Below are 13,112 nucleotides of genomic sequence, written 5' to 3' on the forward strand. Positions count from 1 at the left end.
CGCCGCCTCACCGCCCCGAGACCTGGATCTTGCCGGTCGACGTCATCTCGGTGCGCACGCGGAACACCCCGCGCTGGGCCCCGCTGGCCAGCCGCGCCGACACCTCGAACGCGATCATCAGCGTGTCGCCGCTCGGGACCGGGTGGACCGAGACGTTGCGCAGGCGCGGCTCGTACTTGAGGATCGTCGCGCGGATGCTCTGCTGCAGCACCTGCGTCGCCTCGGGGAAGTTGTGGACGACGTCGGCGAAGTCGACGATGCCGAAGTCGGGCGCCGACAACGACTCGCCGCAGCGCGTGTTCAGCAGCTCCTGCAGGTGCGTCACGATCGACTCGAGCTCGCCGATCCGCTGCCCCCCCGTCGACAGCCGCGCCAGCAACCCGCGGCGCGGCGCTCTCGGGCCCGACCCCTGGCTCGTGGAATTCATCGGCCTGCTCGATCCCCCCGTCGCGCGCGACGCCGCGCCTCACCGGCCCGGCGGACTGCGACGATAGCAGGCGGGCGGGGCCGCGGACCAGACGGCACCGGCCTCGCGGCCCCGCCCCCGCGCGCGCATGCGAGCGCGCGCGGCGGACGCCCGCCCCCGTCGCATGACTGATCGGACAGGTTTGAAAAGACATCCGCGGCCGCGGGCCGAGGCGACGCGGCGCCGTGACTCTGGGGGAACCCGCGGGAGCGGGCCCGCCCCGACCTGCGTCCGCGCCTGCTCGCGGCGACGACGCGGACGCGCGGGCGCGCCTCGGCGGGGCCCCTCGTGGATCTCCTCGCACGCGGCCTCGCGCGTCACGGGGAGGCGAGGGCCGCGCTGGTGCGGGTCCACTGCTTCGCCGCCGCGATCTCGGCCGCCGTCCGCCGGTCGTGGGACGGCGTCGCGGTGGCCGACCAGCCGGCCGCGACCAGCAGCGCCACGATCTCGGCCGCCTCCGCGTCGCTCGTGCCGCGCTGCACCGCCTCCCACACGGCCGTCTCGCCGTTCGGGCAGGCGTCGGGCGTGACCCCGTGGGCCAGCGCCGTGCGCACGAACGCCAGGCTGCGGCCGACCAGCGCGCAGCGGCGATGCGAGGGCGCGCGGGTCGAGTCGCGCATGTCGGCCCCCGCGGCGAGCAGCAGCGCCAGCGATTCGTGGTTGTCGTACTGGGCCGCGCGTCCGACCGCCTGGTCGAGCGCCGCCCGATCTGGCCCTTTGGCCAGCTCGGCGCGGACGTCGTCGAGGTCGCCGTCGGTCGCGTAGTAGGCCAGCATGCTGCCGTAGGTGTGCGTGAGCGCCAGGATCTGCAGCCCGCGGAACGCCGCCGCCAGCAGCAGCGCCGCGCCGGCGAGGATGCCCGCGCGCACCAGCGGCCGCCCCTTCGCCGCCGCGAATTTCCGCCGCACCAGCCCGCCGAACAGCGTCAGCCCGGCGATCAACACCCCGACGGCCGCCAGCCCGACGACCCCGTCCCAGTCGCGCGGCAGCGCGGTGTCCGTGCCGTACACCTGCAGCTTCAGCTCGAGCGCGAACGCCACGTTGATCGCGCTGAGCAGCGCCACCAGCAGGCAGCCGCCGCCGATCAGCAGCGCCAGCGTCGCGAGGATGCCCGTCTCCTGCCGGCCGTCCGCCATCGCCTCAGCATCGCCGATGTCGCCGCCGCCGGGAAGCCTCCGCGCATGCGCGAGAGGACATGTCTAAAAGAACACATTACATGTCCCTCCGGACATCCGTCGAATCACCGCCGCGGCCCCAGCGTCGGCGCCCCGTAATAGAACCACACCGCCAGCAGCGAGTCGGCGACGGCGCACTGGGCCGACGACGTCGGCACGAACGGCACGATCGGCCGGCCCCACAGGTGATGCGCGACGTCCCAGCCGACGTGCATCAGCCAGGCCGCGGCGATCCAGCGGTACGACGCCAGCCCGCGGAAGGCGACGTAGGTGGCGGCCGCGGTGTACGCGAACTCCCACCCGCCGAGCCCGCCGCCGAGGTAGGCCGCGCCCGCGCCGGCGACGAAGATCGCCATGAACTGGCGGCGCGTCGGCTCGCGCAGGCGCGAGGCCAGCAGCACGAACGCGAAGGCGACCGCGACCGCGAGGGCCGCGTCCTGAACGGTACACTCGTGGGACATCGCCGCCAGCGTGCCCGCGGGGCCGGGCGCGGGCCAGCGGCGAAGACGCCAACTGTCGCCCGGATCCGGCCAACCTGCGCGGTTGACGGGCGGCGGCGAACCTCTACTCTCGTCGCTGGTGGATCCGGCCTCCGACCGCGAGCTCGTCGACGCCTGGCGCGAGGGCGACCGCGCGGCCGGCCACGCGCTGTTCGACCGCTACTACGAGCCCGTCGCCCGCTTCTTCTTCAACAAGGTCGACGGCGACGTCGCCCGCGACCTGATCCAGCGGACCTTCCTCGGCTGCATCGAGGGCCTGGCGGCCTTCCGCGGCGACGGCGAGTTCCGCAGCTGGCTGTTCGGCATCGCTTACCGCCAGCTGTGCCGCCATTACCGCGGCCGCGTCGGCGAGCGCGCGGTCGTCGACTTCGAGCAGCTCTCGGTCGCCGACTGGCAGCCGTCGCCGAGCCAGCACGCCGCCTCGGGGCAGGAGCTGCGGCTGCTCCTGGCCGCGCTGCAGCGCCTGCCGCTCGACTATCAGGTCGTGCTCGAGCTGCACTACTGGGAGAGCATGACGACCGACGAGATCGCCGCGGCGCTGGGGCTGCCGCCGGGCACGGCCCGCTCGCGGGTGCGACGCGGCCGGCAGCTGCTCGAGGAGAGCCTCGCCGCCGCCGCCCGGTCGCCCAACCTCGTCGAGAGCACGCTCGCCGGGCTCGAGCGGTGGATCGCCGCCGTGCGCGCGCACGTGCGCGGGGCCGGGCGATGAGCGCGGCCGCGCCCTGGCCGGCGGTGAAAAAAAATCGCCGCGACCTTAAGCAAGCCGGCCTGCTCGCGGAACCACCGCGCCGGAGACCGAGATGGCTTTGGCAGCGACTTCCCAGCAGCGACTTCACCTCGAGATGGCGGACGTGACCGCCCACGACCCGCGCGACGCGACCGGCGAGCACGACCCCGGGCCCGCGCCTCGCCTGCCGCGGCCCGAGCTCGCGAGCGACCCGGAGCACCGGGTCCACAAGGCCGCCCTCGCCGCCGAGCTGTTCGACCGGCCCGCCGAGGCGGTGCGCGTCGGCCCCTACCGGATCTGCCGCCGCCTCGGGCAGGGCAGCATGGGCACGGTCTACCTCGCCGACGACGAGCGCCTCGGGCGGCAGGTCGCGCTCAAGCTGCTGCACGAGGAGCAGTACGGGCCGCGGCTGCAACGCGAGGCCCACGCGCTGGCCCGGCTGTCGCATCCCAACGTCGTCCAGGTGTTCGAGGTCGGGGTCGCCGGCGGTCGCGCCTTCGTCGCCATGGAGTACGTGCCCGGGCAGACGCTGCACGCCTGGCTGCGCGCGCGCCCGCGGCCGTGGCGGGAGGTGCTGGCGGTGCTGATCGACGCGGGTCGCGGGCTTCAGGCCGTGCACGCCGCCGGCCTCGTCCACCGCGACTTCAAGCCCGGCAACGTCGTCCTCGGCGACGACGGGCGGGCCCGCGTGTTCGACTTCGGCCTGGCCCGCTCGCTCGGCGAGGCCGCCGACGCGCGTACGGCCGGCTTCGCGGGCCACCAGCCGCTGACCGCCCTGACGCAGACCGGCGGGGTCGTCGGCACGCCGGCGTACATGGCCCCCGAGCAGTTCCACGAGCACGTCCACGACGCGCGCAGCGACCAGTTCAGCTTCTGCGTCGCCCTGTTCGAGGCGCTGTACGGCGTGCGCCCGTTCGACGGCCCGACGCTGCGCGACCTCTACCAGGCGCTCCAGCGCGGCCGCCCCGTCGAGCCGCCGGCCGGCTCGCAGGTGCCCGCGTGGCTGCACGCCGTGGTCGTCCGCGGCCTCGCCCGCGACCCCGCCGCCCGCTGGCCGTCCATGACGGTCCTGCTCGCCGAGCTCGGCCGCGACCGCGACCGCGCCCGTCGCCGGTGGTTCGCCGGCGCCTGCCTCGGCCTCGGCGCGCTCGCCCTCGGCCTCGTCGTCCCGCTCGCCCAGCAGCACCGCCACCGGCGCGCCTGCGAGGCGGCGGCCGACGCCGAGCTCGCCGAGGTGTGGCGCCCCGAGGCCCGCGCGGCCGTCCTGCGCGCGCGGGGCATCACCGCCGCGCGGCCGCTGGGCCGCGAGCTCGAGCGCGCGGGCCAAGAGATCGAGGACGAGGCCGAGCGCTGGCGAGACCGCCGGATCGAGGGCTGCGTCCGCCCGCCCGCCCGGGTGGCCGATGCGACCTGGCTGCAAGGACAGATGCAGCGCTGCTTCGACGCCGCTCGCCGCGACCTCGCCACCAACCTCGCCGTCGCCGGCGAGGCGACCGGGCCTCGGCCCGACCGTCGCTTCTTCTACGGCTCGCGCCCCGAGCGTTGCCTCGACCCCGACCACCTCGTCGCCACCACCTGGTCCGACGACCCCGAGGTGCAGCGCCACGAGCAGGCCGTCCGCACCCTGCTGCTGCGCGGCGAGCAGGCCGCCGCCGCCGGAGACCTCGCGGCCGCCGAGCAGCGCTTCACCGAAGCCGTGGCCACCGCCACCGCCGACGAGGCCGCGCTCGCGCTCGCCGGCCGCGGGGCGCTCGCCCGCGTGCGATTCGCCGGCGGCGACCGGCGCGGCGCCTGGCAGGCCCTCGAGGCGGCGTTTTTCGCCGCCACGGCCGCGTCGCGCAAGCTGCCGGTCGACGAGTTCGCCGCGCTCGACCTGCAGATCGTCCGCGGCGCCGCCACCGGGGCGCCGCGCCGGCACCACCTCGCGCTGCTCGAGGGCCACGACGACCCGCCCGGCCTCGACCTCGCCGCGCTCGTGCGCCGCGCGACCATGGACCCCGCGGACGGGCCCTGGTGGCGCTCGGAGTCGATCGGCATCGAGGCCGGCTTTGCCCGCGAGATGCTGGCGCCGCTCACCGTCGCCGCCGGGGCCTGGGCCGAGCTCGGCGAGCTCGAGCTCGCCGAGGACGCCGCCCGCCACGGCCTGGCGATCGCCGCCGTCCACGCTGCGCGCCCGGCCGTCGTCCTCGACCTCGCGCTCGTCCTGGCCCGGGCCTACCTCGGCCTCGGCCTGGAAGATCGCGCCGAGGAGGCCCTCGGGGCCGCGCGCGCCGTCCTGCAGGGCACCGCCGAGCCGGCCGCGCACCATCGCCGCGGCTGGCTGCAGCTCGCCTTCGTCGAGCTCCGCCTGGCCCGCGGCGACCGCGACGGCGCGGCGCGCGAGCTGGATGTCCTCGAGGACATGTCCAAAGCGACTGCCGAACTCGACGACCGCTTCGCCCCGGCGCTCGCGCTCGCCCGCGGCCGCCTGCTGGCGAGCCAGGGCGACCCGGCCGGGGCCGCCCGCGAGCTCGCGCGCGCCCGCGAGGGTCTGGCCGCCAGCCACGGCCTCGCCCGCCTGGCCCTCGCCGACGTCCACGTCGAGGAGGCCCGCCTCGCCCTGGCCGGAGGCCGCCCGCGCGACGCCGAGGCCAGCCTGCGCGAGGCCCTGCGCGAGCGCGAGGCCCTGGTGGGTCCGGACCACGCGTCGCGCCTGGCGACCGTCGCCCTGCTCGGCCTCACGCACCACGCGCTCGGCGACTTCGCGGCCGCCCGCGACGACCTCGCCCGCGCCCGCACCCTCGTCGACGCCCGCCTCGCGGCCGCGCGAGCCCACGACGCCCGCCCCGATTCGCTGCCGCGGGCGCTCGCCCGCCTCGGCCGGCCGCCCGAGCACGGCTGGGCCTTTCGCCCCGTCGCGCACGATTCGCAGTCGCGCGATCCGGAGCTCCGCCGGCTCGCCGCGCTGCTCGAAGCCTCTGACCATTCGACCCGCCCGGCGGGGTGACGGACCGTCATTCCCCCGTCGACCGCGAATTCCGGACTGCGACGAATGCGATGACCGCCCGGTAAGCCGCCCTTCGCGGCCTCGATCGGTGCATCGGCGAGTCGTGTGATTCGCCCGCGTCACCGCACGGCCGGCGCCGAGACTGCGCCGGCGCGATCACGACTGTTACGAATCGACGTCCGCACGCGCTGCGCTGCATGACGGGGCATGACGCCCGCGAGCGCGCTCCTCCGGGCAAGGCCCGGCGCTCACGCGGCTCGTCCGCGCCGGCGCCCGAACAGCCCCTTGACGAGGGTGCCGTAGCCGCGGGTCGCTCGCCCGGCGAAGCGCCGCAGCCCGGAGCTCGAGCTGTCGTCGGGCTCGTCGTCGGGCGGCGGCTCGGTCTCGTTGGCGGCGACGAGGAGCTTGATCACCGTCGGCTCCTCGTCCGCCTCGTCCGCCGCGATCTCCGGCGCCGCACGCCAGGACGGCTCGTCCGCCTCGATCTCCACGACCTCCGGCGCCGCATGCCAGGGCGGCTCGTCCGCCTCGACCTCCGCGACCGCCGGCGCCGGCTGCGAGAACGGCTCGGACCCCTCGAGCTGCAGCCATTCGCCGAACTCTTCCTCCTCGTCGTCGTCGTCCGAGTCCTCGAGCCTGACGTCGCGGATCTCCTCCGCCTCCTCGAATTCCAGGATCTCCTCCGGCTCCGGCTCGCTCACGTTTTGCCCCCACACCGCCTCGTACACGCGCGTGTGCGAGGCGCGGACCGTGAACTGCTGCGTTTGCCGCCTGGCGCCCGCGCCGGCCAGCGACACCGTGATCTCGACCTGGTCGAACAGGTCGCCGAGGTCGAACATCGCCGCGAACTCCTCGGCCGCCTCCCGCGCGCTGTCGCACAGCAAGTACTTCTCGATCGGCCAATTCGCGGCCGAGACCCGATAGTATCGCGCGCGCTTGTGCTCTGGTTCAGTCATGGTGTTCCTTCCGGTGTCGGGGTGGACGACGGCCCCGGATCGAGGCGCGTCATTCGCCGGCGAGCGCGCATTGCCTGCACGCCTCGCGCGATCGAGACAGCGATCGAACTATCGCAGCGCGACCTGTTGTGGCCGCTCGCACGTTGCCACATTTCATTGGTGGCTCCGACTTGTCAAGTCATAATTTGCACTGGTGGCAAAATTTCGGCGTCGCCGGCGCCGACTACGCATTCGCGCGCCGACCGCCGATTGATAGGACCGCCTCGTTCGCTCCCGACATCGCCCCTGCGGCCCCGCGTGTCGGACGGGGTGCGCGCGAGACCTCGATGATCCGCCGGGAGAAATCGACCCCTCGCATCGGTCACCCGTTCGGACATTCGAGGGCCGCGCGCGCCTGTGCGTGAAATCGTCGCACCGCGCTGTAACGGGTTTCACCTGCTGGCACGACCGGGTGCCTCCCTCGCGCTCGCCGCCATCCTCGCCGGCGCGCTCTCGACGGCTCACCGTCTCCGGAATGTCTTGACTGTCTGCTCGCCCGTCGCGCGCTCCGCCTCGACCCGGCGGCTGCGAGGCGTCTCCTCCGCGCATACGCTTCAGCTCATCCATCCGCCCCGGCGTCGCGGATCGCCCGCGAGGTCGCCGGATCGCCTGCGGCTCCCGGCGCGATCAGGGCGGGTCCTTGGCGAACGTCGTCACGCCCGGCGGCAATTGCACCCACGAGTGTCGCCGGCAATCATAGACCGAGTCCTCGGGCGGGGGGAAGCTCGGATCGGCGAACGCGCCGACGGCCACGGCCACCGACGATTGTTCGCCGCCCTCTTCGGTGTGAAACACCGTCGAGCCGCACACGGGGCAGAACCGGAAGTTGAATCGGCCGCCCTGATCGCCGACGCGGACGTACTCGGTGGCAGTGCCGAACACCTCGTAGGGCGCGGCGAAGGCGGCCAGCGCGGCGAAGACGCTGCCGGTCCGCCGCTGACAGGCCAGACAGTGACACACGCCGACCCCGAGGGGTTCGCCGTGGACTTCGATGCGCAGCTGACCGCAGGAACAAGAGGCTGTTCGCGAACGCATGGTGGACTCGTGAGCTCGGACCGCCGCGTCGGCGGCGCACCGAGCGTAGCCCGGGCCGCCCGTCGCTGGCAACGGCTCCTCGCGCGGCGCAGCGCTGGGACCGGCGCCCCTCGGCACCTCCCTCCGGTGCGCGGGCCCTGTCACCGCCGAATACGCTGCTGCCGTCGATTCCGCGAGCGCGGTGCGGCGAGGCCTCAGCCTCACGGGCGAACCAGCCGGCGCTCCGTCGTACAAGCGGGCGCTCGCCCCGGATGCCGGGACGAGCGCGACCGTCGGGTGCGGCGCGGCATTTAGCGCCGCTCGTTGCGGCCGCCCTGGCCCTGGTTCTGCCCGCCCTGCGAGCGGGAGCCACGCGGGTCGTCCTCGCTGCGCTCGCTGCGGGTGCCCTCGTCGCGGCGCTGGTTCTGCCCGCCGCCGTGCGAAGCCTGACCGCCCTTGGCCCCGATCTCGGCCATGTGCTCGCGGTCCTGGCTCACGGCCTCGCCGCCCTTGCGACCGGCCTCGCGCGCCTCCTCGGACGTGAACTCGTGCGCGGTGCCCTTCTCGTGGGCCGCGCGACCGCCCATGCTGGCGATCTCCCGCTGCTTGTCCTCGTCCATGCCGGCGAAGCCGCGACCGCCGCCGCGGTTCTGGTCCTGGTCGCGGTTCTGGTTCTTGTTGTCGCTGTTGTTAGCCATGACGTCTGTCTCGCTTTCCGTGCTTGGTGTTGACCACGTCGAGCCGTCGGTGGCTCGTCGTGTCGTCCCCGAACGGGACGGCGCGATTGATGGCAGCGCGTCTCATTCGCCGTACTGCGTTTCGCGTCGCCGACCTTCGTTCGGTGGGCTCGCGGGCATCGTGAGCGGAAACGCGAGGCGGGCAAGTCCGCCGAGCCACGATCCGCGAAAATATCGACTGCGCCGCGATTCGCGGCAGCGGACGCGAACCGGCGTTGCAGAGGCCGCCCGGGCCGAGAACCACCCCGCGCGGCATTCCGGCGCTGCGCACCCGCAGCGCAAAAGCCGCCGCCGGCCACGTGATTGAAAGCCAGTACTTTCCCTTGCGGTCGTCGACGAAATCCGCCTCTCCCGCGGCGAAAACGCGAACACACGCGAGTTTCGCCGCAGGCGCGGCTCGCCGCCGCCGGCTCCTCGACTGCCTCCATTTCCTCGGCTCACGGCCGGGGGCCGCTCGACCCCGCTCGTTCGCTCAGGACTATCCCTTGACTCGCGGCGCTGCCGCTCGGACACGCCGGGGCGACCGGCGCGACCCGGCGCCGGGGAGCGCGTCGCATGAATCGACGCGCCCCCCGGCCGCCGCTCCTGCTGTGATTTCCCCTCGCGCGCGCCGCGGGCGGTCACGGCCCGCCGTTGGCGGTCCAGCCGGCGAGGATGCCGTGGTCCTCGAGCGTCGTCGAGCGATACACGGACACGTGCGTCCAGGTGTCGTGGCCGCTGCCCTGATACGCGACGCCGTCGATGCTCCACCCGGACGAGTCCGACCAGTAGCGGACGTCGACGCCGTCGTACGAGCCGATCACCTCGGCGATGCCCTGGATCTCGTCGCTGGCGATGCCCGCGATCAACCACTTGAGCCAGTCGCGCGAGGCCGGCCAGTCCATGCCGATGTCGATCGCCGCCGCGTGCCACTCGCACACCGGCACGTTGGCCGGGCCCTCCAGCGAATAGTCGTCCGCCGGCAGGTTGGCGGCCGGCACGTGAAAGCCGTAGGTGTGATTGGCGTCGCCGCAGATGCCGAGGAACGAGCCGCCGATGGTGGCCAGCCGCTGCTTCTCGATCAGCAGCGCCGGCGGGGCCGTACACGGGGGCTCGCAGCCGGCGTCGACGTCGTAGCCGCACACGCCGGCGATGCACAGCAGGGCGCCGCAGCAGTCCTCGCCGTTCGGGGTGTTGCAGCCGATCCCCTCGCCCCCGCAGCACACCTGCCCGAGGCTCGTGGTGCCGCACTCGAGGCCGGCGCAGCACTCCGCGCCGTCGGTGCACGGCGTGGTCGCCGGCAGACACATCGCCGCGCCCGAGCTCGAGCTGCTCTCATCGTCCATCGTCGTCGTCGGCTCGCCGGCGCCGCTGCTGCCGGTCGGACCGGTCGTGGTCGTCACGGCGCCGCCGCTCGAGCTGCCGCTCGTGCTCGCCTCGTCGGCGTCGGTGTGCGCCGAGCCGTGGCTCGTCGGGCCGACGTCGGTGCCGCTCGGGCCCGGCGTCGGGTTGGTGGCCAGCGGATCGCCGGTATCCGCACAGGCGCTCGCCAGGACCGTGGCAAACAAGAGCCTCTTCATGAGTCACCTCCTCGCGCAGGAGAACACGAAACGCGACGACCTGCCCAGCACAATCGCCGGCTGGGTGCGCGAGGCCTCGAGCAGGTGCCGCGCGCGACAACCTCGCTGGCCGACGACCTCGACACCCGCCGCGATTGTGACAGTGGGTCCGCGCGCCGCTCCGGCGGTTCGAGTGGTTCAGTCCGGTCCCCTCGCTGCGGCTCGAACCGGGCGACGAGCCCACATCGTGCTCGACATCGGCCGCGAGCTCGGCGTCAGCCCGCCGATCCAGTCCACGGCTCGCTGCGACGCCCCGCCGGGCGCGGTCGTGAGGCACGCGGTCGGCGACCGGGGCGTCTCGCGCGACGCCGCCTTGCGCGCTGCGGCCCGCTCGCGGCGGTCGGCTTTCCGCGCCGACGGGTTCGGGCGTACATTCGAGCCCGTGACCGCCGAGATCGATCTCCCCGCATACTTCCAGCGCATCGACCACCACGGGTCGACGGCGCCGACGTACGCCACGCTGGCCGCGATCGTCCGGGCCCACGCGGCCGCGATCCCGTTCGAAAACCTCGACCCGCTGGTCGGGCGCACGCCGGCGCTCGACCTCGCCGGGCTCGAGCGCAAGCTCGTCCGCGACGGCCGCGGCGGCTACTGCTTCGAGCACAACCTGCTCTTGTCGCACGTCCTGCGCGCGCTCGGCTTCCAGGTCCGCGGGCTGGCGGCGCGGGTGATCTGGAATCAACCCGAGGGCCGGATCACCCCGCGCAGTCACATGCTGTTGCACGTCGACCTCGACGGCGGGCCGCACATCGTCGACGTCGGCTTCGGCGGGCTGACCCTGACCGGCGTCCTCCGGCTCGTCGGCGACGTCGAGCAGTCGACCCCGCACGAGCCGTTCCGGCTGGTCGAGGAGGGCGGCTACTTCCGCATGCAGGCGCTCGTCCGCGGCGAGTGGGGCTCGCTGTACCGCTTCGACCTGCAGGAGCAGTTCCAGCCCGACTACGAGGTCACCAACTACTTCCTCTCGACCCACCCGGGCTCGCACTTCCGCACCGGGCTGATCGCCGCGCGCGCCCTCCCCGATCGCCGGCTCGCGCTGCGAGGCCGCGACTTCGCCGTCCACCACCTCGGCGGCGAGACCGAGCGCCGCGCCCTCGAGAGCACCGCGGAGCTGCGCCGCGTCCTCGCCGACGAGTTCGGGATCGCCGTGCCGGACGACCCCGCGCTCGCCCAGGCTCTGGAACGCCTGCCGCGCTGACGCGGCGCAAGCGCTTCGAGACATCTCCTTCCGGAAATGTTCTTTAAAACATTCTCTTCAGGACATGTCTCGAAGCCCGCGGAGGCACCCGCTCACCAGGAGATCTTGATCTCCCCGTCGCCGCTGCGCAGCCCCTTCGTCGTCGACGCGTTGGCCGCGTCGCCGAAGTACGACGAGCCGCCGCCGCCGCCCGAGGCGTAGGCTCCGCCGCCGCCGTAGTAACCGCCGCCGCCGCCGCCGACGTGGTACGAGCCGCCGTTGGCGCCGCCGCCGGTGAACAGCGCGCCCATCGCCCCCGGGTTGGCGCCCGCCGCCCCGCCGGCCGCCTGCGTCCCGCCGCCGCCGGGCGTGAACCCGCCCCCGCCGTCGGAGCCCGCGTCGCCGATCAGCGCCCCGCCGTCGCCGCCGGCCCCGTGCTCGGGGCAGCCGCAGTTGCCGCCGCCGCCGCCGCCGGCCACCAGCACGCGGTGCTCGATCGCCTGGCCGCCGATCCGCACGTCCGAGCCGCCGCCGCCGCCCGCGCCCCACTGGCCGCCGAGGCCGCCGCCGTTCCAGCCGGCGGGGCCCTGCGTCATGCCCTTGCCGCCGACGTACGTGTGGATCACGTCGCCCGGGCTCACCGCGAGGTCGGCCTTGACGTAGCCGCCCTTGCCGCCGTCGTCCTGGGTCGTGTTGTCGCAGCACAGCGCCCCGCCGCCCTGCGCGCCCCACAGCTCGACGGTGATGGTCGACACGCACTCGGGCACCGTGAACATCTGCGGCGCGCCGGTGAACGCGAACGTCTGCGAGCCGGGAGCGCCGCCCGTGACCGTCACGTCGACGCACACCTCGGCCGACGCGCTGCAGTCGTCGCTCGCGCTCACGCACACCTGCCCGCTCTCGGCCCCGAGCGTCACCGTGACCGCCTCGGTGCCCTGGCCCATCGTCACCGTCGCGCCGGGCGGCACCGTCCACGTGTACGACGTCGCCCCCATCACCGGCTCGACGCCGAGCTCGAGCGCCGCCTTGGCGCAGCCCTCCGTCGCCCCGACGATCGCCGCCGGCGCCGGTGGGGCCGCCAGCGGCGCGCAGGTGCCCTCGCCGCACGCCTCGCAGACCCCGCACGGCTGATCGCAGCCGCCGCAGTGCTGCGCGTCGGTCTGGATGTCGACGCAGGTCATCGCGCACGCCTGCAGCGGCGCCTCGCACGTGATCACGCAATTGCCCTCGGCGCACATCTCGCCCGGCGCGCACGGCTGGTCGCAGCCGCCGCAGTGCTGCAGGTCGCTCAGCGGGTCCACGCAGTCGTCGCCGCACATCGCCATCGGGTCGGCGCAGACCGGCGCGGTCGTCCCGGTGGTGTCGGTCGACACGCCCATGGTGTCGTCGGTCGTCCCGGTCGACGTCTCGCCGGTCGTCGTCGTCGTCTCGCCGGTCGTCGTCGTCGTCGTCGTCTCGTCGGTCGTCCCGCTGATCGTCCCGCCGGTCGTCGGCGTCCCGGTCGTCGGCGTGTCCGTCGTCTCCGGCGTGCCGGTCGACGTCGGCCCGGTCGTCGCGTCCGTGCCGGACGACGTGAGCCCCGCCGTGCCCGCAGTGCCGTCGTCGCTACAGCCCGCCAACATCGCCGACAACGCCGCCGAGACTATCCACAGCTCCCTCGATCGCATCTTCACCTCCACCCTCGTCCTTACCGGAAAGACTTGATGGGGGCGAAGAGCCACGCATGCGGGATTCGTG

At 74.2% G+C, this 13,112-nt stretch carries 11 protein-coding genes; 3 read left to right on the plus strand and 8 right to left on the minus strand.

What is annotated here, in order from left to right:
* Positions 1-7 precede the first annotated feature (7 nt).
* From tssE to NAEX_RS10660, 3 genes are all read right to left on the minus strand, one after another.
* Positions 8-427 (minus strand): type VI secretion system baseplate subunit TssE, encoded by a 420-nt coding sequence (gene tssE / locus NAEX_RS10650; protein WP_096327399.1) that lies wholly within the window; start codon positions 425-427, stop codon positions 8-10.
* A gap of 356 nt (positions 428-783) precedes the next feature.
* Positions 784-1,602, minus strand: a complete 819-nt coding sequence (locus tag NAEX_RS10655) for a hypothetical protein (RefSeq protein WP_096327400.1) — start codon at positions 1,600-1,602, stop codon at positions 784-786.
* Positions 1,603-1,706: 104 nt separating this feature from the next.
* Positions 1,707-2,102 (minus strand): DUF6010 family protein, encoded by a 396-nt coding sequence (locus NAEX_RS10660; protein ID WP_096327401.1) that lies wholly within the window; start codon positions 2,100-2,102, stop codon positions 1,707-1,709.
* Positions 2,103-2,220: 118 nt separating this feature from the next.
* On the opposite strand from NAEX_RS10660, the gene NAEX_RS10665 reads away from it, so the two are divergent.
* Positions 2,221-2,850: an RNA polymerase sigma factor gene (locus tag NAEX_RS10665; RefSeq protein ID WP_143140971.1), complete on the plus strand. Its 630-nt coding sequence runs from the start codon at positions 2,221-2,223 to the stop codon at positions 2,848-2,850.
* A 91-nt stretch (positions 2,851-2,941) separates the two neighbouring features.
* Positions 2,942-5,854, plus strand: a complete 2,913-nt coding sequence (locus NAEX_RS10670) for a serine/threonine-protein kinase (RefSeq protein WP_096327402.1) — start codon at positions 2,942-2,944, stop codon at positions 5,852-5,854.
* A 248-nt stretch (positions 5,855-6,102) separates the two neighbouring features.
* Here the strand turns inward: NAEX_RS10670 and NAEX_RS10675 are convergent, their stop codons facing one another.
* The 4 genes from NAEX_RS10675 to NAEX_RS10690 all read right to left on the minus strand — a co-directional run bounded on the left by NAEX_RS10675 (position 6,103) and on the right by NAEX_RS10690 (position 10,159).
* On the minus strand, positions 6,103-6,810 hold the full coding sequence (locus NAEX_RS10675; RefSeq protein WP_096327403.1) for a hypothetical protein: 708 nt from the start codon (positions 6,808-6,810) through the stop codon (positions 6,103-6,105).
* Between the two features lie 666 nt (positions 6,811-7,476).
* Positions 7,477-7,884, minus strand: a complete 408-nt coding sequence (locus NAEX_RS10680; RefSeq protein WP_096327404.1) for a GFA family protein — start codon at positions 7,882-7,884, stop codon at positions 7,477-7,479.
* A 290-nt stretch (positions 7,885-8,174) separates the two neighbouring features.
* Positions 8,175-8,483, minus strand: a complete 309-nt coding sequence (locus NAEX_RS10685) for a KGG domain-containing protein (RefSeq protein WP_211302584.1) — start codon at positions 8,481-8,483, stop codon at positions 8,175-8,177.
* Between the two features lie 737 nt (positions 8,484-9,220).
* Positions 9,221-10,159: a hypothetical protein gene (locus NAEX_RS10690; protein ID WP_096327406.1), complete on the minus strand. Its 939-nt coding sequence runs from the start codon at positions 10,157-10,159 to the stop codon at positions 9,221-9,223.
* A 421-nt stretch (positions 10,160-10,580) separates the two neighbouring features.
* Between NAEX_RS10690 and NAEX_RS10695 the strand changes: the two genes are divergently transcribed.
* The gene (locus NAEX_RS10695) at positions 10,581-11,396 is read left to right on the plus strand and encodes an arylamine N-acetyltransferase family protein (RefSeq protein WP_211302391.1); all 816 of its coding nucleotides are present in this window, start codon (positions 10,581-10,583) and stop codon (positions 11,394-11,396) included.
* Between the two features lie 92 nt (positions 11,397-11,488).
* Here the strand turns inward: NAEX_RS10695 and NAEX_RS49970 are convergent, their stop codons facing one another.
* The gene (locus NAEX_RS49970; protein ID WP_170135630.1) at positions 11,489-12,997 is read right to left on the minus strand and encodes a glycine-rich protein; all 1,509 of its coding nucleotides are present in this window, start codon (positions 12,995-12,997) and stop codon (positions 11,489-11,491) included.
* Positions 12,998-13,112: the final 115 nt, after the last annotated feature.

Source organism: Nannocystis exedens, from assembly GCF_002343915.1.
Classification (GTDB): domain Bacteria; phylum Myxococcota_A; class Polyangia; order Nannocystales; family Nannocystaceae; genus Nannocystis; species Nannocystis exedens.

Excerpts from the sequence above, each read along its gene's own strand:
- tssE (WP_096327399.1), bottom strand. The coding sequence starts at position 427 with ATGAATTCCACGAGCCAGGGGTCGGGCCCGAGAGCGCCGCGCCGCGGG.
- NAEX_RS10655 (WP_096327400.1), bottom strand. The coding sequence starts at position 1,602 with ATGGCGGACGGCCGGCAGGAGACGGGCATCCTCGCGACGCTGGCGCTG.
- NAEX_RS10660 (WP_096327401.1), bottom strand. The coding sequence starts at position 2,102 with ATGTCCCACGAGTGTACCGTTCAGGACGCGGCCCTCGCGGTCGCGGTC.
- NAEX_RS10670 (WP_096327402.1), top strand. The coding sequence starts at position 2,942 with ATGGCTTTGGCAGCGACTTCCCAGCAGCGACTTCACCTCGAGATGGCG.
- NAEX_RS10675 (WP_096327403.1), bottom strand. The coding sequence starts at position 6,810 with ATGACTGAACCAGAGCACAAGCGCGCGCGATACTATCGGGTCTCGGCC.
- NAEX_RS10680 (WP_096327404.1), bottom strand. The coding sequence starts at position 7,884 with ATGCGTTCGCGAACAGCCTCTTGTTCCTGCGGTCAGCTGCGCATCGAA.
- NAEX_RS10685 (WP_211302584.1), bottom strand. The coding sequence starts at position 8,483 with ATGGACGAGGACAAGCAGCGGGAGATCGCCAGCATGGGCGGTCGCGCG.
- NAEX_RS10690 (WP_096327406.1), bottom strand. The coding sequence starts at position 10,159 with ATGAAGAGGCTCTTGTTTGCCACGGTCCTGGCGAGCGCCTGTGCGGAT.
- NAEX_RS49970 (WP_170135630.1), bottom strand. The coding sequence starts at position 12,997 with ATGTTGGCGGGCTGTAGCGACGACGGCACTGCGGGCACGGCGGGGCTC.